The organism is Aquibium carbonis, from assembly GCF_003970795.1.
Lineage (GTDB): Bacteria > Pseudomonadota > Alphaproteobacteria > Rhizobiales > Rhizobiaceae > Aquibium > Aquibium carbonis.
Window position 1 is genome coordinate 30,753 of record NZ_RWKW01000010.1, and the last position, 16,966, is coordinate 47,718.

A 16,966-nucleotide genomic window follows, 5' to 3' on the forward strand; every position below is an offset into this window, starting at 1 on the left:
CTATTCCATCCAGGGCTGGATCTTGAACTCGCCGGTTGCATATTTCGTCGGCGAAATGAGCGTGCGCTCGCCGTCCCAGATCTGGAAGAAGGTGATCGGGATGAAGTCGTCGCCCTGCATGGCCAGATGCGTCTCGGGATCGAACTTGAGCCGACCGGCCGCCACCTGCTTGTCGGTCTCGCCGATGGCCGTCATGATCGCGGCGTGGTCGGTCGGATCGCCGACCTTCTTCAGCGCGTCGAAATACACGTTGACGATCTCGTACAGCGCCACGCCGTAGGTGCCGCTCTCCGTGCCGTACTTGGTCCTGAACTTGGTCGCCACCTCTTCGGCGCGCGGGTTCTTCGGCGTGGTCAGCGCGCCGCCGAGCAGGTTGTAGATGATGCCGGTGGAGTTCGCGCCCGTCAGCTCGACGAATTCCGGCACGCTCGGCGCGTATTGCAGGAAGACCAGGCTCTTGGTCGGCTGCTCCATGAACTGGTTGAGAAACGAGGCGGAGTTGCCGGGAAGATAGTCGGTGTTGATGACGACGTCCGGCACGTTTTCGCGCACCTTGGCAAGGATCGATCGCCAGTCGGTGACCTCGCCGAACGGCACGATCTCGTCGACAGTGATGGTCCAGCCGTTCTCGGCGAAGGTCGTCTTCATGCCTTCCGAAATGGTCTTCGAATAGGCGTTGTCGGACGAGATGATCGCGACCTTCTTGTCCTGGAGCGTGATCTTGCCATCGGCCGCCAGCTTTTCAACGAACAGCGTGACGTCGGTGTTGTAGGCGTCGAACGACGGCGTCATCGACCAGCAGCACATGTAGTCCTCGGGCGACGGGGCGATGATGTCCTTGGTCTGCTGCGACGTCGCCGCCAGCATGTAGGGCATTTCGGCTTCCGCCATGTTGTCGATCTCGAAATTCGTCAGGCTGGCATAGCCGGTCATCATGAAATGCACGTTCGGATCGCCGAGCAGCCGTTCCACGGCGCTCGTGACGTTGCCGGCCGACTGGTCCTTGACGTCGCCGACGACGAGTTCGAACGTGTTGCCGTCGATGCCGCCAGCCTCGTTCATCTCGTCGATCGCCATCTGGGCGCCGCGCTGGAACTCCTGGCCATCGGCGGCGGCGGGGCCGGTGAGCGGCGCCAGCAGGCCGATCTTGACGACGTCGGCGAAGGCGGGGAAGCTTGCGGCCGAGAAAACGGTTGCCAGCGCCGTTCCGAGGAGAATCTGGCGAATGCGGTGGTGTGCGGATCTGGACGTCATGATTGTCGGTGCCCCTGTCTTGCCCGCGAGCCGGGAGTTGAACGATTGACAATTTTACGCACAAGCGTTCTTCTTTGAAAAGATGGTTTCATCGGCCGGGGAACATAAATGAACATCTGGCGGGCGATGGGACGACTGTGCCTTTGAACTGTGCAGTTGCATCGGGACGACAAACGGCAGCGCGGATGGGGATGCCAATGACGATGACGCAGACGATGATCGACACCAGCCACGGCAAGATCGCCGTGCGGCAGAGCAGCGGCACGGGAACGCCCGTTCTGCTCATCCACGGCAACTCCTCGTCGGGCGCGGTCTTCCGCAACCAGATGGCTGGCGCGCTTGGGGAGCGGTATCGGTTGATCGCGCCCGACCTGCCCGGCCACGGCGATTCGGCTGACGCCATCGATCCCGACCGCACCTACAACATGGTCGGTTATGCCGATGCGATGACCGAAGTACTCCAGGTTCTCGGCGTCGAGAAGGCGGTGGTCTTCGGCTGGTCGCTCGGCGGTCACATCGGGCTGGAGATGATCGACCGCTATCCGGGACTGCTCGGCCTGATGATCACCGGAACGCCTCCCGTCTCCCCGGCGCAACTCGGCGAAGGCTTCAAGCCGAGCCCGCACATGGGCCTGGCCGGCCAGGAGGTGTTCTCGGCCGAAGACGTCGAAAACTATGCGCGCAGCACGGCGGGCGAACCGTTCGAACCGTTCATGCTCGACACCGTCGCGCGAACTGACGGGCGCGCCCGTCGCATGATGTTCGAGAAGCTGGCGATGGGCATCGGCCGCAACCAGAATGCCCTCGTGGCCGGCAAAACGCCGCCGATCGCGGTGTTGAACGGACTGGACGAACCCTTCGTGAACACAGACTTCGTCGAGGCGGTCGCCTTCTCCAACCTCTGGGAAGGCAAGAAGCACGTGCTCGAGAACTCCGGCCACGCACCCTTCTGGGACTCGCCCGATCGCTTCGACCCGATCTTCGAGCGTTTCGTCGTCGACATGGGCAAGCAGTAGGCACCCTGGCGTTACACACCAGGGTGGCCGCCTCGGCATTCAGCCGGCGGGACGCCGACAGCTGATCGCGCTTGGAGCGCTCCCCGTCCCCGGGCTCTCAGAAGGCCGGGGTCCAAGGGTTGGCGGCGGCGAGCTCGGCGTCGCGAGACTGGACCTTTCGCCAGGCCGGCCGATCCGTGGCGCGTTCGACATAGGCCTCGAAGACGGGCAGCGCCGGCAGCACGTTCATCACTTTCATGGTGAAGTGCATGGCGCTGGCGAGTTGCGTGTCGGCAGCGGTGAAGGCGTCGCCGACGACGTAGGGATGCTTTGCAAGCCGACGCTCGAGATTGGCGACGAGATCGTCGAACAGGCCGAAGGAATAGTCCATTGATGCGTATGTCAGGCCGTGGGCGCGCGCTGCCACAGCCGGATCGAGGACCGCATCGCAATAGACGAGCCAGGAAAGATACGGGCCTCGCGCCGGGTCGCCGATCGCGGGAGCGAGTCCGGCTTGCGGAAATGCGTCGGCCAGATGAATGGTGATCGCGGCGCGTTCGGTCACCGTGACGCCGTCGTGAACGATGGCCGGCACCTTCTTGTTCGGCTGAATGGCGCGGTAACTCTCCGGCACGCCGCCCTCGGCGCGTATGTCGACCAGTTCCATCCTGTAGTCGATGCCGAGTTCCTCGATCAGCCAGAAGATGGCCGAAGAGCGGGACCAGGGGGCGTGGTGGAACACGAGCATGTCGAGCCTCCTCTTTGGTTGTGAAGGGCAGGATAGCACAGCGCTCCTGACATCCGGATGTCAGGAGCGGGCGTGGCCCCGTCCCTTCGCGGCCCGGCCGACGGTCGGGGCATGCCGCGCGGGGCCTGTCGCCCGCCGGACCAGGGCCGCGACCTGCAGTAAACAGAACGAAAGAAGGCCGCCCCGGAGGACGGCCTTCGAAGGCGTGGTTGGGTAAGCGAGAGCTTACTGCGGCAGCTGGTCGTCGACGCCCGCCACGTAGAAGTTGAGGCCGAGCAGGACGCCGTCCTCGGCGACCTCACCATCCTTCAGCCATTCCGTGCCGTCCTGCTTCATGATCGGGCCGGTGAAGGGGTTGAATTCGCCGGACTTGATCTTCGCCTCGATCTCTTCGGCGGCCGCCTTCACGTCGTCGGGCATGTTGGTGTAGGGCGCCATGACGACGTGCTCCTCGGCCATGCCTTCCCAAACGTCCACCTGCTCCCAGGTGCCGTCCATGACCGCCTTCACGCGCTCGGTGTAGTAGTGGCCCCAATCGTCGATGATCGAGGTGAGCTGCGTTTCTGGTCCGAACTTGATCATGTCGGAGGCCTGGCCGAAGGCCTTGATGCCCCGCTCGGCCGCCACCTGCATGGGTGCGGTCGAATCGGTGTGCTGGGTGATGATGTCGACGCCCTGGTCGATGAGCACCTTGGCGGCATCGGCTTCCTTGCCCGGGTCGAACCAGGTGTTGGCCCATACGACCTTGACCTTGAATTCCGGATTGACCGACTGCGCGCCGAGCACGAAGGCGTTGATGCCCATCACCACTTCCGGGATCGGGAAGGAGGCGATGTAGCCGGCGACGCCTGCCGTCGACATCTTGGCAGCGATCACACCCTGTACGTAGCGGCCTTCGTGGAACTTCGAATTGTAGGTGGAGACGTTCGCATGCTCGCGCTTGAAGCCCGTGGCATGCTCGAACTTCACGTCCGGAAACTTGGCCGCGACCTTGTTGGTGGCGTCCATGTAGCCGAACGAGGTGGTGAAGATGATGCCGCAGCCCGAACGGGCGAAGCGTTCGATAGCGCGCTCGGCATCGGCGCCTTCCGGCACGCTCTCGAGATAGGCGATCTCGACCTTTTCCTCGCCGCCCAGCGCTTCCTGCATCTCGAGGGCGCCCTGGTGGTGCTGGTAGGACCATCCGAAATCGCCGATCGGGCCGACATAGATGAAGCAGGCCTTGGTCTTGTCCTGCGCGAAGGCCGAGCCGGCGACCAGCATCGCCGTCGTGGCCGCCAGTGCGAAAATCGTTTTCTTCATTGTTCTTCGTCCTCTGTGGTTTGGGATTCTTGGTGTCTGTAACAGGTTCATCGGTCGGGCACGAAGGGCCGTCCGAGCGAAGCCGGCGTGTTCATCATCGTCAGCCGTCTGTTTCTCGATATCAGCACGAGAACGATGACCGTTGCCAGATAGGGAAGCGCCGAAAGGAACTGCGACGGGACCGACTTGACCAGCCCGGCGAACCAGAAGAGCGGTCCGGGCAGGCTGGCGAGATCGGCGAGATTGGTCGCCTGGATGTGCAGCTGGGCGATGGTGATGGCGCCGAAGAGATAGGCGCCGGCCAGCACCCGCCACGGCCGCCACGAGGCGAAGACGACGAGCGCCAGCGCGATCCAGCCGCGACCGGCCGTCATGTTCTCGATCCACTGCGTGGTGTAGACGAGCGACAGTTGCGCGCCCGCCAGCCCCGCGCAGGCGCCGCCGAACATCACGGCCATGTAGCGGATCGCAATCACCTTGATGCCCAGCGCATGGGCCGAGGAATGGCTGTCGCCGACGGAGCGCAGCGTCAGCCCCGCCCGGGTGCGAAACAGGAACCACATCACGCCGGCCGTCAGCAGGATCGAGATGTAGAACATCGGATCCTGGCCGAAAAACAGGCGGCCCACCAGCGGAAGCTCCGTCAGGCCGGGAATGAAGATGGCCTCCAGCTTGACGCCCGGCTGTCCGACGAAGGCGACGCCGATCATGCCCGAAAGGCCGATGCCGAGAAGCGTGAGCGCCAGCCCGGTCGCGACCTGGTTGGTGACCAGCGTCAGCGCGAGCACGCCGAAAAAGAGCGAAAACAGCAAGCCTGCCAGGGCGCCGGCGACGACGCCGAGCCAGGCGTTGCCGGTCATGAGCGCGACGCCGAAGGCGGTGACGGCGCCCATCAGCATCATGCCCTCGACGCCGAGGTTGAGGACGCCCGAACGTTCGACGACGAGTTCGCCGATGGCGGCGAGCAGAAGCGGCGTCGCAGCGGTGGCGATCGTGAGCAGGATCGCTTCAGCCATGCCCATGGGCGGTCTCCGTCACGGGGGCGGCCGCCGGCGGTGCGGCGGGGGCAGGCCGCACGAGGCGGACCCGGTAGTGGATGAGCGTGTCGCAGGCGAGCACGAAGAATAGCAGCATGCCCTGGAAGGCGCGCACGGTCTTGTCGGTGACGCCGATGCCGATCTGCGCCGCCTCGCCGCCCAGATAGGAAAGCGCCAGCACGAAACCGGCGGCAACGATGCCGAGCGGGTTCAGCCGGCCGAGGAAGGCGACGATGATGGCCGCGAATCCGTAGCCCGGCGAGATCTGCGGCTGCAATCGGCCGATCGCACCCGACACCTCGACGATGCCGGCGAGTCCCGCCAGCGCGCCCGAGACCAGGAAGGCGAAGACGATGGTGCGCGCCGTGGAAAAGCCGCCGAAGCGCCCTGCCCTCGGGCTCTGCCCGATCACCTTCACCTCGAAGCCCTTCAGCGTGCGCGACAGCATGAACCACACCGCGACCGCCGCGACGATGGCCAGGACGATGCCCCAGTTGGCGCGGCCCGACATCGGCATCAACTCCGGCACGATCGCCCAGGAGTGGAAGGCCGGCGCCTGCGGGAAGCTCATGGCGGCCGGATCGCGCCAGGGGCCGCGCACCAGCCAGTCGAGGATCAGCTGCGCGACATAGACCAGCATCAGCGAGGTCAGGATCTCGTTGGTGTTGAAGCGCGCCTTCAGGATGGCCGGGATGGCGGCCCAGGCCGCGCCGCCGATTGCCCCGCAGATCAGCATCATCGGCAGCACGGCGCCGTTCTGGAACTGGGGAAAATACAGCGGAATGGCCGAGCCGGCGATCGCGCCGATGGTGAACTGGCCTTCCGCGCCGATGTTCCAGTTCGACGACAGGAAGCAGACCGACAGGCCGACCGCGATCAGGATGAGCGGCGCGGCCTTGATCGCCAGCTCGTGCAGCGACCAGACTTCGGTCAGCGGCTCGATGAAATAGGCGTAGAGCCCGTTCACGGGATCCTTGCCGAGGATCAGGAAGATCACGCCGCCGGCCACCACCATCAGTCCGAAGGCGATGAACGGCGACAACGCGGAAAAGAGCGCGGATTGCTGCGGCCGCTTGACCAGTTCGAGCCGCATCACGCCATCTCCGCCGGGTCGTGGTGGTGCACGTGGCCGGGCTCGGCGCCGCCCATCAGGAGGCCGACCTTCTCGTAGGTCGCTTCGGCGCGCGGCATGGGCTTGGAGAGCTCGCCATTGTGCATGACGGCAATCTTGTCGGAAATCTCGAACAGTTCGTCGAGGTCCTGGCTGATCACCAGCACCGCCGAGCCGGAGCGGGCGAGCTCGATCAGTGACTGGCGGATGCGTGCCGCGGCTCCCGCGTCGACGCCCCAGGTCGGCTGGTTGACCACCATCACCGATGGCTGGCGGTCGAGTTCGCGCCCGATGATGAACTTTTGCAGATTGCCGCCTGACAGGGCGTTGGCCGGCGGGTCTTCTGCGCTCTTTCGCACGTCCATCATCTGGTTGATGCGCTTGGCGGCAGCTGAAATGGCCGCGCCACGAACGATGCCGAAAGCGCCGACATAGACCCCGGGATCGGTCGCATGGCGAGACAGAAGCAGGTTCTCCGACAGTTTCATGGCGGGCGCGGCGCCGTGGCCCAGGCGCTCCTCCGGTACGAAGGCGGCGCCCATGCGCCTGCGTCCCGAGATGCCGTCGCGACCGGCGGGCTTGCCGCGGATCGAAACCGCCTCGGCCCGGTCCTGCAGCACCTCGCCCGAGACCGCCTCGAAGAACTCGCCCTGGCCGTTGCCCGCCACGCCCGCGATGCCGATCACCTCGCCGGCCCGCACATCGAGGGAAATGTCGCGAAGCGGGATGGAGAAGGGCGTTGCCGGAGCTCGGTTCAGATGGTCGACTCGCAGGAGCACGTCCGCGGTTCCCGCACCCTCGTCGACGCTGCGGACGACGGCATGCACCTCCGTGCCGACCATCATGCGGGCCAGCGAGGCGGCGGTCTCCTGGCGCGGATCGCAATGGCCCACCACCTTGCCGTGCCGCAGGACGGTGGCGCGGTCGCACATGCGCTTCACCTCCTCGAGGCGATGCGAGATGTAGAGAATGGACTTGCCCTCGCCGCGCAGCCGCTCCAGCGTCTCGAACAGCTTGTCGGCCTCCTGCGGCGTGAGCACCGACGTCGGCTCGTCGAGAATCACCAGCTGCGGCGTCTGCAGCAGGCAGCGGATGATCTCGATGCGCTGGCGCTCGCCCACCGACAGGTCGCCGACGAGCGCATAGGGATCGAGCGGCAGGCCGTAGCTGTAGGAGAGCGCCTGCGCCTTGGCGGCGATGGTCGAGATGGGGGTCTTGGCGTCGAGCGACAATGCGATGTTCTCGGCCGCCGTCAGCGCCTCGAAGAGCGAAAAATGCTGGAAGACCATGCCGATGCCGAGGCGACGCGCTTCGCTGGGGCTGGTGATGCGCACCGGTTCCCCGTTCCAGCGGATCTCGCCCGCGTTCGGCTCCAGCGAGCCGAACAGCATCTTCACCAGGGTCGACTTGCCGGCGCCGTTTTCCCCGAGCAAGGCATGGATCTCGCCTCTCGCAATGTCGAGATCGACGCCATCGCATGCCTTGAGCGTGCCGAACACCTTGGTCAGGCCGCGCACGTCGAGAAGGGTTTCGCCTCCCGCCAACTCACACCCCGTCGTTCTTCTTGTTTCCCCGCACGCATCGTATGCGCGCGCTGCGCGCAACGCAAAGCGATATGCTCATTGAAAGAGCTTCACGAGAACAAGCGCAATCTCAAGGCAGCAGGATGCTGGTCCCGGTCGTCTTGCGGCCTTCCAGGTCGGCATGGGCCTGGGCCGCATCCTTCAACGCATAGCGCTGGTTGACCTCGACCGAGACGATGCCCTTGGCCACCACGTCGAACAGCGCATTGGCGGAGGCTTCGAGATCGGCACGGCTCGCGACATAGGCAAACAGCGTCGGACGCGTCGCGAAGAGCGAGCCCTTCTGCGACAGGATGGCGAGGTTGAATGGTGGGATCGGACCCGACGACTGGCCGAACGAGACGAAAAGGCCCCGCGGCCTGATGCAATCGAGCGAGGCCGGAAACGTGTCCTTGCCGACGGAATCATAGACCACGTCGCACATCTTGCCGCCGGTGATGTCCTTGACCTCGGCCACGAAATCCTTCGACGAATAGTCGATGACGTGGTCGTAGCCATGCGCCTTGGCGAGTGCGATCTTGTCGGAATTGCTTGCCGTGCCGATCACGGTGGCGCCCAGATGCTTGGCCCACTGCCCGACCAGAAGGCCGACGCCGCCGGCGGCGGCGTGATACAGGATCGTGTCGCCCGGCTTCACCGCGAAGGTCCGACGCAGCAGATACTCGGCGGTCATGCCCTTCAACATCATGCCGGCGGCCTGCTCGTCGGACACGTCGTCAGGCAGCTTGACCAGCGTGGCGACGGGCATCACGCGGGCTTCGCAATAGGCGCCGATGGGGCTCGCATAGGCAACCCGGTCGCCAGGCTTCAGCCAGTCGACACCGGGTCCGACGGCGTCGACGACACCTGCCGCCTCGTTGCCCGCCGTCAACGGGAGCCCGTTCGGCGCCGGATAGAGGCCGGTGCGGAAGTAGGTGTCGAGATAGTTGACGCCGATGGCTGTGTGGCGAACCAGCGCCTCGCCGGCGCCCGGTGCGCCGATCTCGACGTCTTCGAAGGTCAGAACTTCGGGGCCGCCATGCGCATGAACCCGGACCGCTTTCGGCATATTATGAACTCCTCGCACCAAGTTTTGGAAACAACTGCATGATTCCGCCGATCAGGAACAGGTAGAGACCCGTCGCCGCGATCGCGATCCTGACCCAGGGGGACGCATCCATGTCCTGAAGCAGCGCGATGGCGGCAAGGCCGCACCAGGCAAAGAAGATCGGCAGGTTGAGCCCGCGCAGGCGCTGGACCCGGACGGGATGGAGAAAACTGATCGGCAGGAAGGTGAGCACCCCGGCGAAGACGACCACCGCGAACGACACCCATTCCCCGGGTTCGATGACGAAGAGCGTGAACACCACCATGTTCCAGACCACGGGGAATCCCTTGAAGAAGTTCTCCTTGGTCTTCATGCCCGTATCGGCATAGTAGATCGCGCTCGACACCACGATGATGGCGGCCGACAGGAACGACAGCCCTTCGCCCATGAAGCCGCGCTGGTAGAGCGCAAAGGCCGGTATCAGGACGTAGGTGACGTAGTCGATGATGTTGTCGAGCATGTCGCCCGACCAGGTCGGCAGCACCGTCTTGACCTGCAGCTTGCGCGCGATCGGCCCATCGATGCCGTCGACGAACAGTGCTAGACCCAGCCACCAGAACATCGCCGTCCAGCGCTGCTCGCTTGCCGCCACCAGGGACAGGAAGGCGAGAAACGAACCCGAGGCGGTCAGAAGATGCACGGAGAACGCGCGCGCCTGCGGCCACGTCACCTTCTTGCGGTTCAGCGGCAGTCTTTCGGCGATCTTGCGGCCAATGACGTTCTTGTTCAGGTTCAAGGTCCACGCCAATCCAGTTTGCAGATTTCAGCCGAACGGCCGGCGAAGGTCCAGTCGCGTCCATGGGCGCGCAGGTGGCTGCGCTCGGCCTTCGCGACCGTGATCTCGGAACCCAGCCAGTAAGCCGCGTTGGTGATCACGGTTTCACCTTCGCCATCCCTTCCAGGGATGGGCGTCAAGGCGCCTTCGATGATGTCCGGGATCTGGAAAATGCGCGTCTTGTCCCTGGTTTCGCAGACGATCGGCGCCCACGCGTCGCCGAGGAACCGTCCGACGAGCACGGACAGCAACGACGACGAGCCGCCTGCCCTGCCGGTGAAGATTCGCTGCAAGGCCTTTGAAGCGTAGATGGAAGCGCGTTTATCGATGAAAAGGGCCGTCGTCCAGTTTCCGCGGCTCGTGATCCCCGGAATGTCCATGACCAGGCACGCCTTGAGGCCGGAAAGGTCGACGTCGCCGTGATGCCCCGAATCGACGCGAAATCCGGCCCAGCTCTGGCAGGGGCCCTCCGTCGCCGGATAATCCCCGAGCGACAGAACCGACGGGCAGAACACGGCGCAACTGCAGGAGCGGAAGACTTCGCCCTTCATCGTCCAGCTCACCATCGCCATCCGACCATCCTGCAAACCGAGCGGTTGGCACGAGACTACAGGGAGCGCCGTTGCCGGCACAAGCCGTATCCGGCGAGCGCCATGCCGCCCGCGGCCGGCGCGTGGCACATTCCGCCGCGTTGATCGACGCATCGAAGGTGCCATATACCGGACGTCTCCGGTCTGCGGCCGGGATCGAACAGGAGTGCTTGGACATGGCATCGAACGACAGGATCGAGGACGGCGACGTCGTGGACGTCATCGTTGCGGGCGCTGGACCTGCGGGACTGATCGCTGCGCTGGCTTTCGCGCGGGCGGGGTTCGGCGTGCGGCTGATCGGTCCCGAAGCAGGCGCGCAGGATCGCCGGACCACCGCCCTGATGGTGCCGTCGATGGCCTTTCTCGACGACCTCGGCGTGCGCGAGGCGATCATCGGTGAAGCTGCGCCTCTGCGCACCATGCGCATCATCGACATGACGCGGCGGCTCGTGCGCAGCGGTCCGGTTTCCTTCCACGCCTCCGAGATCGGCGAGGATGCCTTCGGCTGGAACGTGCCAAACGCCGTGCTGGCGCGCGAGCTTCAGCGTGCCGTGTCGGCGAGCCCGGCCATCACCTGGACGAAGTCTGCAATCGGCGAGTGGCGGGTCGGCGGCGATCCGGTCGTGGCCGTGCCGGATGCGTCGGAACCCGTGTCGGCTCGGCTCGCGGTCGCCGCGGACGGGCGCGGATCGCCGGCCCGCGAGGCCGCCGGCATCCGGGTGCTGCGACACACCTACGAGCAGGCCGCGCTCGTCTTCAATTTTGCCCATGGGCGCGATCACGGCTTCGTCTCCACCGAATTCCACACGGAGACCGGTCCGTTCACGCAAGTGCCGCTGCCAGGCCGCCGATCGAGCCTCGTCTGGGTCCTGCGTCCGGAGCGCGCCGAGGAACTGGCGGGCTTCCCTGACGAGACCCTGTCCGCACTGGTCGAGGAGCGGATGCAGTCCGCCCTGGGCAAGGTGACCGTCGAGACGGGCCGCCAAGTCTACCCGCTGTCGTCGGCGATTCCTGTGACCTTCGCTCGCGACCGGATCGCGCTCGTCGGGGAAGCGGCGCACGTCTTTCCGCCGATCGGCGCGCAAGGGCTGAACCTCGGCATTCGCGACGTTCGCGACCTGGTGGAGATCGCTGCGCGGCATCCCGGGGATCCGGGCGCACCGGCAGCACTCGATGCCTATACCCGCCGGCGTCGGCCCGATATCGTAGCGCGCACCGGGGCCGTCCATGCGCTCAACCGCTCGCTGCTGTCCGACATGCTTCCCGCACAAGTGGCGCGCATGGCCGGTCTTGGCCTGCTCGGCACGTTCTCGCCGCTGCGCGCCTTCTTCATGCGCGAAGGGCTTCAGCCGGGCAGCGGGTTTTCCGCCATGTTCTCAGGACCCCGGAAACAGGTCGGCCGGTAGAAGGCCGCTCTTGATCAGGTAGAGCAGTCCGGTCACCGTGAAGACCGACATCACCGTCGTGATCAGCACGCTGGCCGAGGCGCGTTCGACCCAGACGCCATATTGCTGCGCGATGACGAAGACGTTGGTGGCCGTGGGTAGCGCGGCGAGCAGCACGGCGGTGTAGACCCAGACCGGATCGAAATCGCCGACCAGGCTCAGCATCACCCAGCAGACGATCGGATGCAGCACGAGCTTGATGCTAGCGATCGGCGCCATCGCCGTCGGCACCCGCTTCAGGGGTCTGAGCGCCAGCGTCACGCCCATGGCGAAGAGCGCGCAGGGCGCCGCCGCCCGCGCCAGCATCTCCAGCAGCCGCGAGACGGGTTCGGGCGGAACGAACTGGACGGCCGCTGCCGCAACCCCCACCGCCGTGGCGATGATGAAAGGGTGCAGCGCGATCTTCCTCGCCACCTCCAGCGCCAGAGCGCCGGGTGATCGCCGGTCGCCGCCCGACAGCGCCATCATCGTGGGCGCGATGGCGAAATGCATGATGTTCTCGAAGCAGAAGATCAGCGCCACAGGGACGGCCGCTTCCTCGCCGAAGGCGAGCAGCGCAACCCCGGGGCCCATGTAGCCGATATTACCATAGGCGGCGGCCAGCCCCTTGATCGTGCTCTCGGCAATCTCCCCGCGCGACAGGATCACGGATCCGGCAAACATCAGCGCGAACATCGCGTAGGTCGAGAAGACCGTGGCGAAGATGTAGCCCCATTCCGTCAGTCGCTCGATCGGCGTGCGCGACAAGAGCTGGAAAAACAGCGCGGGCAGCGCGACATAGACGATGAAGACATTCATCCAGCCGAGCGCTTCCAGCGGCTGGCGAACCAGCCGCGCGACGAAGAATCCCAGGAAGATCAGTCCGAAAAACGGCAGGACAAGGCCGAGAATCTCCGCCAGCTTCCAGTCCTCCATCACCAAGATTGCAGGGTGGCGCTAACGGCTGGCAGACAGACCGTCAAGCGCGGTCGCTATTGAATTGTCGTTCAGGTTGCGCCACTTATCGGTAAGGGTGTGACAATGAAAACAATTCGCGAAGCCAAATTCCAGATCGGTCAGGTCGTCTGTCACCGGCTGTTTCCGTTCAGGGGCGTCATCTTCGACGTCGATCCGGAGTTCGCCAACACCGAGGAATGGTACCAGGCCATTCCCGCGCAGGTTCGCCCGCGCAAGGACCAGCCCTTCTACCACCTTCTGGCCGAGAACGCCGAAAGCGAGTATGTCGCTTACGTGTCGGAACAGAACCTGTTGCCCGACGAGACCGGAGAGCCGGTCCGTCACCCGCAGATCGCCGAGTTCTTCGTGACGACGCCCGACGGCCGCTATGCGCCGAAGGCGACGGTGGTGAACTGACGGCGGCGCGGGTGCTTCACAGCGGCCGCACTACGATACCAGCTCCACTTCGACGACGCCCGGCAGGCCGCGCATGGCCGAGGCGATCTGCGGCGAGATGCGGTAGCGATCGGGCAGTTCGATCTCGACCTCGCCCTTTCCGCCATCCTTGATGACGAACAGGCTGACCTGCCCCTCGCCGCGTTGCGACAAGCGGTTGGCGATCGCCTCCAGCGGGCTCGCATCGCGCAGATAGACGCGAAGCGCCTGCTTGATCCGGCTCGCCTCTTCCTCCAGCGACTGGACGGTCTGGATGCGCAGGTTGACGCCCTCCGGCCGGTCCTCCGCCTGCACGGTGATGACCACCGACCGACCGGGTTCCAGCATGTCGCGATACTGCGCCAGCGTCTCCGAAAACATCACCGCTTCATACTGGCCGGACGTGTCGGAAAACAGGACGACGCCCATCTTGTTGCCGGTACGCGTCTTGCGTTCCTGCTTGGACGCGACCGTGCCGGCCAGGCGCCCGGCGGTCGCGCCGCGCTTCACGGCGATCGAGAAGTCGGCCCAGTTCTGGACGCGCAGGCGCTCGAGCAAGGACTTGTACTCGTCGAGCGGGTGGGCGGAGAGATAGAAGCCGACCGCCGCGAACTCGCGGTGCAGGCGATCCGCCGATTCCCATGGAGCGGCGGCCGGCAGCCGCAGCCGTTCGCGCGGTCCAGCGAGGGCCATGCCGAAGATGTCGTGCTGGCCCGACTGCGCGTCCTCGGCGGCGCGATGCGCTAGCCCCATCATCAACTCGACGCCGGCAAAGAGCTCCGCCCGCTCGCGCTGGAAGCAGTCGAGCGCGCCGGCCTGGATCAGGCTTTCCAGCACCCGCTTGCCAACGATCCTCGGATCGATGCGCTCGCAGAAATCCTCCAGACTTTCGAACGGCTTTTCCTTGCGCTTCTCGACGATGTGGTCGACTGCGAGTTCGCCGACGCCCTTGATGGCGGCGAGCGCGTAGTAGATGCGGTTTTCGCCCACCTCGAAAGGCCGGAAGGACGACGTCACCGACGGCGGCTGGACTTCGATGCCCAGCCTGAGCGCGTCCTGTCGGAAATCGGCCAGCTTGTCGGTGTTGTTCATGTCGAGCGTCATCGACGCCGCCAGAAACTCGACCGGGTAGTGCGCCTTCATGTAGGCAGTCTGGTAGGACACGATCGCGTAGGCGGCGGCGTGCGACTTGTTGAAGCCGTAGTCGGCGAACTTCGCCAGCAGGTCGAAGATGAAGTCCGACTGCTGCTTGGAGACGCCGCGCTCGACGGCGCCCTCGACGAAGCGGACACGCTGCTTGTCCATCTCGGCGCGAATCTTCTTGCCCATGGCGCGGCGCAGGAGATCGGCTTCGCCGAGCGAGTAGCCCGACAGTTCCTGCGCGATCTGCATCACCTGCTCCTGGTAGACGATGACGCCCTGCGTCTCCTTCACCAGGTGGTCGATCTTGGGATGGATCGAGGCGATTTCTTCCTCGCCATGCTTGCGGGCGTTGTAGGTCGGGATGTTCTCCATCGGGCCCGGACGGTAGAGGGCCACCAGCGCGATGATGTCTTCGATGCGGTCCGGCTTCATGCCGATCAGCGCCTTGCGCATGCCCGCCGATTCCACCTGGAAGACGCCGACCACCTCGCCGCGCGACAGCATCGAGTACGTCTTCTCGTCGTCGAGCGGCAATTTCGCCAGGTCGATCTCGATGCCGCGGCGGCGCACCAGCTTCACCGCCTTGTCCAGCACGGTCAGCGTCTTCAGGCCGAGGAAGTCGAACTTGACGAGACCGGCGTCCTCGACCTTCTTCATGTTGAACTGCGTCACCGGCATGTCGGAGCGCGGATCGCGATACATCGGCACGAGTTCCGACAGCGGACGGTCGCCGATGACGATTCCGGCGGCATGCGTCGAAGCGTGTCGGTAGAGGCCTTCCAGCTTCTGGGCGATGTCGAGCAGCTGTTCGACGATCGGCTCCTTGTCGACTTCCTCCTGGAAGCGTGGCTCGGCGGCGATGGCGTCGGCGAGCTTGACCGGGTTCGCCGGATTGGCCGGCACCATCTTGCACAGCCGGTCGACCTGCCCGTAGGGCATCTGCAGCACGCGACCGACGTCGCGCAGCACGGCGCGGGCTTGCAGCGTTCCAAAGGTGATGATCTGCGCCACCTGGTCGCGCCCGTAGCGCTCCTGCACGTAGCGGATCACCTCGTCGCGGCGATCCTGGCAGAAGTCGATGTCGAAGTCGGGCATCGACACGCGGTCGGGGTTGAGGAAGCGCTCGAACAGCAAGGAGAAGCGCAGCGGGTCGACGTCGGTGATGGTCAGCGCATAGGCGACCAGCGAACCGGCGCCCGAGCCACGGCCTGGTCCGACCGGAATGTCGTGAGCCTTGGCCCACTTGATGAAGTCCGCCACGATCAGGAAGTATCCCGGATACTTCATCCGGTCGATGATGCCGAGTTCGTATTCGAGCCGCTCGGCATATTGCTCCGGTGTGTAGCCCTCCGACAGCCCGATGGTCCGAAGGCGCATCGCCAGGCCTTCGCGCGCCTGCCGCTTCAGTTCTTCCGTTTCTTCGCGCTCGGCCGCTTCCGGATCATCGCTGGAGCCGGTCGTGAAGCGCGGCAGGATCGGATTGCGGTTCTTCGGATAGTAGGAGCAGCGCATGGCGATCTCGACCGTGTGGTCGATCGCTTCCGGCAGGTCGGCAAAGAGCGCCGTCATCTCGGCTTGCGTGCGCAGATGATGGTCGGGCGTCAGCCGGCGGCGGTTGTCATCGCCGATGACGGTCCCTTCCGCGATGGCGATCAGCGCGTCATGCGCCTCGTAGTCCTCGCGTCCGGGAAAGAAGGCCTCGTTGGTGGCAACCAGCGGAAGGTCGTGCCGGTAGGCGAGTTCGATGGTCGCCGCTTCGACATGCCGGTCGTAGCCGGCGGGGCGTTGGACTTCCACGTACAGCCGGTCGCCATAGATCTGCGCGAGCTTGAGAAGCCGCTCCTCGGCCAGCGCGGCGCGCTCGGCCTTCAGCGGCCGGCCGATCGGTCCGCCCTCCCCCCCGGTGAGGCAGATGATGCCCTCGGCCCGTTCGACCATCCAGGAAACGCGAATGTGCGGGCCCTCGCCCGGTGCGGTGTCCAGATAGGCGCGGCTGACCAGGCGCACCAGATTGGCATAGCCCGCCTCGGTCGCGGCGATCAGCACCAGTGCGGCACGCTCGCGGCCGCCGCCATTGCGGCCGTTGGTGCGGCTCGATTGCGGCGGCTCTCCCTCGAACACCACGTCCAGTTGGCAGGCGATGATGGGCTGGACGCCGTCCTTGGTTGCGTATTGCGCGAATTCCAGCGCACCGAACAGGTTCGACGTGTCGGCGACGGCGATGGCCGGCGCCCCGTCCTTCACTGCATGCGCGACGATCTTCTTCAGCGGCAAGGCGCCTTCGAGCAGCGAATAGGCGGAATGCACGCGCAGATGGACGAAAGGCCGTGTCGCGGCGGGCAAGGGCGCCTTCGCGGCCGCCGCCTCGCGTTTCAGCGGGTCACGGGATGGGCGGTCTGCCATGGTGTGTTCCGTCCGGGCTTCGAGTCGGGCGCCATAGTCGGCGCTCGATGGCCTCGCGTCCACCCGACGGGTCGCACTTCGTCGCTCGGCGGGGACCGCATCTGTGGAAAAGGGAGGTGGCG

Annotated in this window: 14 protein-coding genes; 3 read left to right on the forward strand and 11 right to left on the reverse strand. The window is 65.3% G+C overall.

From position 1 onward, the window contains the following. The gene (locus tag EJC49_RS03435; protein ID WP_126698065.1) at positions 1-1,254 is read right to left on the reverse strand and encodes an ABC transporter substrate-binding protein; all 1,254 of its coding nucleotides are present in this window, start codon (positions 1,252-1,254) and stop codon (positions 1-3) included. A 197-nt stretch (positions 1,255-1,451) separates the two neighbouring features. Here EJC49_RS03435 and EJC49_RS03440 point away from each other — a divergent pair, with 197 nt between their 5' ends. After that, positions 1,452-2,270: an alpha/beta fold hydrolase gene (locus EJC49_RS03440; RefSeq protein WP_126698066.1), complete on the forward strand. Its 819-nt coding sequence runs from the start codon at positions 1,452-1,454 to the stop codon at positions 2,268-2,270. Positions 2,271-2,367: 97 nt separating this feature from the next. Here the strand turns inward: EJC49_RS03440 and EJC49_RS03445 are convergent, their stop codons facing one another. From EJC49_RS03445 to EJC49_RS03480, 8 genes are all read right to left on the reverse strand, one after another. Next, positions 2,368-2,997 carry a glutathione S-transferase family protein gene (locus EJC49_RS03445; RefSeq protein WP_126698067.1) on the reverse strand — a complete coding sequence of 210 codons (630 nt, stop codon included), beginning with the start codon at positions 2,995-2,997 and terminating at the stop codon, positions 2,368-2,370. 225 nt (positions 2,998-3,222) lie between these two features. Further along, positions 3,223-4,299 carry a BMP family ABC transporter substrate-binding protein gene (locus tag EJC49_RS03450; RefSeq protein ID WP_126698068.1) on the reverse strand — a complete coding sequence of 359 codons (1,077 nt, stop codon included), beginning with the start codon at positions 4,297-4,299 and terminating at the stop codon, positions 3,223-3,225. 47 nt (positions 4,300-4,346) lie between these two features. Next, complete coding sequence (locus EJC49_RS03455; RefSeq protein WP_170314593.1) at positions 4,347-5,321, reverse strand: ABC transporter permease; 975 nt, start codon at positions 5,319-5,321, stop codon at positions 4,347-4,349. Beyond that, on the reverse strand, positions 5,308-6,429 hold the full coding sequence (locus EJC49_RS03460; RefSeq protein ID WP_170314594.1) for an ABC transporter permease: 1,122 nt from the start codon (positions 6,427-6,429) through the stop codon (positions 5,308-5,310). The genes EJC49_RS03455 and EJC49_RS03460 overlap by 14 nt, the downstream gene beginning before the upstream one ends. Continuing rightward, positions 6,429-7,991 carry an ABC transporter ATP-binding protein gene (locus EJC49_RS03465; protein WP_126698070.1) on the reverse strand — a complete coding sequence of 521 codons (1,563 nt, stop codon included), beginning with the start codon at positions 7,989-7,991 and terminating at the stop codon, positions 6,429-6,431. The genes EJC49_RS03460 and EJC49_RS03465 overlap by 1 nt, the downstream gene beginning before the upstream one ends. A gap of 109 nt (positions 7,992-8,100) precedes the next feature. Then, positions 8,101-9,078 carry a quinone oxidoreductase family protein gene (locus tag EJC49_RS03470; protein ID WP_126698071.1) on the reverse strand — a complete coding sequence of 326 codons (978 nt, stop codon included), beginning with the start codon at positions 9,076-9,078 and terminating at the stop codon, positions 8,101-8,103. Between the two features lies 1 nt (position 9,079). Continuing rightward, positions 9,080-9,847, reverse strand: a complete 768-nt coding sequence (gene pcsA / locus EJC49_RS03475) for a phosphatidylcholine synthase (RefSeq protein ID WP_170314599.1) — start codon at positions 9,845-9,847, stop codon at positions 9,080-9,082. 2 nt (positions 9,848-9,849) lie between these two features. Then, complete coding sequence (locus EJC49_RS03480) at positions 9,850-10,464, reverse strand: DUF1326 domain-containing protein (RefSeq protein WP_126698123.1); 615 nt, start codon at positions 10,462-10,464, stop codon at positions 9,850-9,852. A 194-nt stretch (positions 10,465-10,658) separates the two neighbouring features. On the opposite strand from EJC49_RS03480, the gene EJC49_RS03485 reads away from it, so the two are divergent. Next, on the forward strand, positions 10,659-11,888 hold the full coding sequence (locus tag EJC49_RS03485; RefSeq protein ID WP_126698073.1) for a UbiH/UbiF family hydroxylase: 1,230 nt from the start codon (positions 10,659-10,661) through the stop codon (positions 11,886-11,888). On the opposite strand, the gene EJC49_RS03490 is transcribed toward EJC49_RS03485, so the two are convergent. Next, positions 11,859-12,827: an AEC family transporter gene (locus tag EJC49_RS03490; protein WP_126698124.1), complete on the reverse strand. Its 969-nt coding sequence runs from the start codon at positions 12,825-12,827 to the stop codon at positions 11,859-11,861. The two genes, EJC49_RS03485 and EJC49_RS03490, sit on opposite strands and share 30 nt — an antisense overlap. A gap of 120 nt (positions 12,828-12,947) precedes the next feature. On the opposite strand from EJC49_RS03490, the gene hspQ reads away from it, so the two are divergent. Then, complete coding sequence (gene hspQ / locus EJC49_RS03495) at positions 12,948-13,280, forward strand: heat shock protein HspQ (RefSeq protein WP_126698074.1); 333 nt, start codon at positions 12,948-12,950, stop codon at positions 13,278-13,280. Between the two features lie 30 nt (positions 13,281-13,310). Here hspQ and dnaE read toward each other — a convergent pair whose 3' ends face one another. Beyond that, positions 13,311-16,844 (reverse strand): DNA polymerase III subunit alpha, encoded by a 3,534-nt coding sequence (gene dnaE / locus EJC49_RS03500; RefSeq protein WP_126698075.1) that lies wholly within the window; start codon positions 16,842-16,844, stop codon positions 13,311-13,313. Positions 16,845-16,966 lie beyond the last annotated feature (122 nt).

Excerpts from the sequence above, each read along its gene's own strand:
- EJC49_RS03455 (WP_170314593.1), bottom strand. The coding sequence starts at position 5,321 with ATGGGCATGGCTGAAGCGATCCTGCTCACGATCGCCACCGCTGCGACG.
- EJC49_RS03485 (WP_126698073.1), top strand. The coding sequence starts at position 10,659 with ATGGCATCGAACGACAGGATCGAGGACGGCGACGTCGTGGACGTCATC.
- EJC49_RS03470 (WP_126698071.1), bottom strand. The coding sequence starts at position 9,078 with ATGCCGAAAGCGGTCCGGGTTCATGCGCATGGCGGCCCCGAAGTTCTG.
- EJC49_RS03480 (WP_126698123.1), bottom strand. The coding sequence starts at position 10,464 with ATGGCGATGGTGAGCTGGACGATGAAGGGCGAAGTCTTCCGCTCCTGC.
- EJC49_RS03440 (WP_126698066.1), top strand. The coding sequence starts at position 1,452 with ATGACGATGACGCAGACGATGATCGACACCAGCCACGGCAAGATCGCC.
- EJC49_RS03435 (WP_126698065.1), bottom strand. The coding sequence starts at position 1,254 with ATGACGTCCAGATCCGCACACCACCGCATTCGCCAGATTCTCCTCGGA.
- EJC49_RS03445 (WP_126698067.1), bottom strand. The coding sequence starts at position 2,997 with ATGCTCGTGTTCCACCACGCCCCCTGGTCCCGCTCTTCGGCCATCTTC.
- EJC49_RS03450 (WP_126698068.1), bottom strand. The coding sequence starts at position 4,299 with ATGAAGAAAACGATTTTCGCACTGGCGGCCACGACGGCGATGCTGGTC.
- dnaE (WP_126698075.1), bottom strand. The coding sequence starts at position 16,844 with ATGGCAGACCGCCCATCCCGTGACCCGCTGAAACGCGAGGCGGCGGCC.
- EJC49_RS03460 (WP_170314594.1), bottom strand. The coding sequence starts at position 6,429 with ATGCGGCTCGAACTGGTCAAGCGGCCGCAGCAATCCGCGCTCTTTTCC.
- hspQ (WP_126698074.1), top strand. The coding sequence starts at position 12,948 with ATGAAAACAATTCGCGAAGCCAAATTCCAGATCGGTCAGGTCGTCTGT.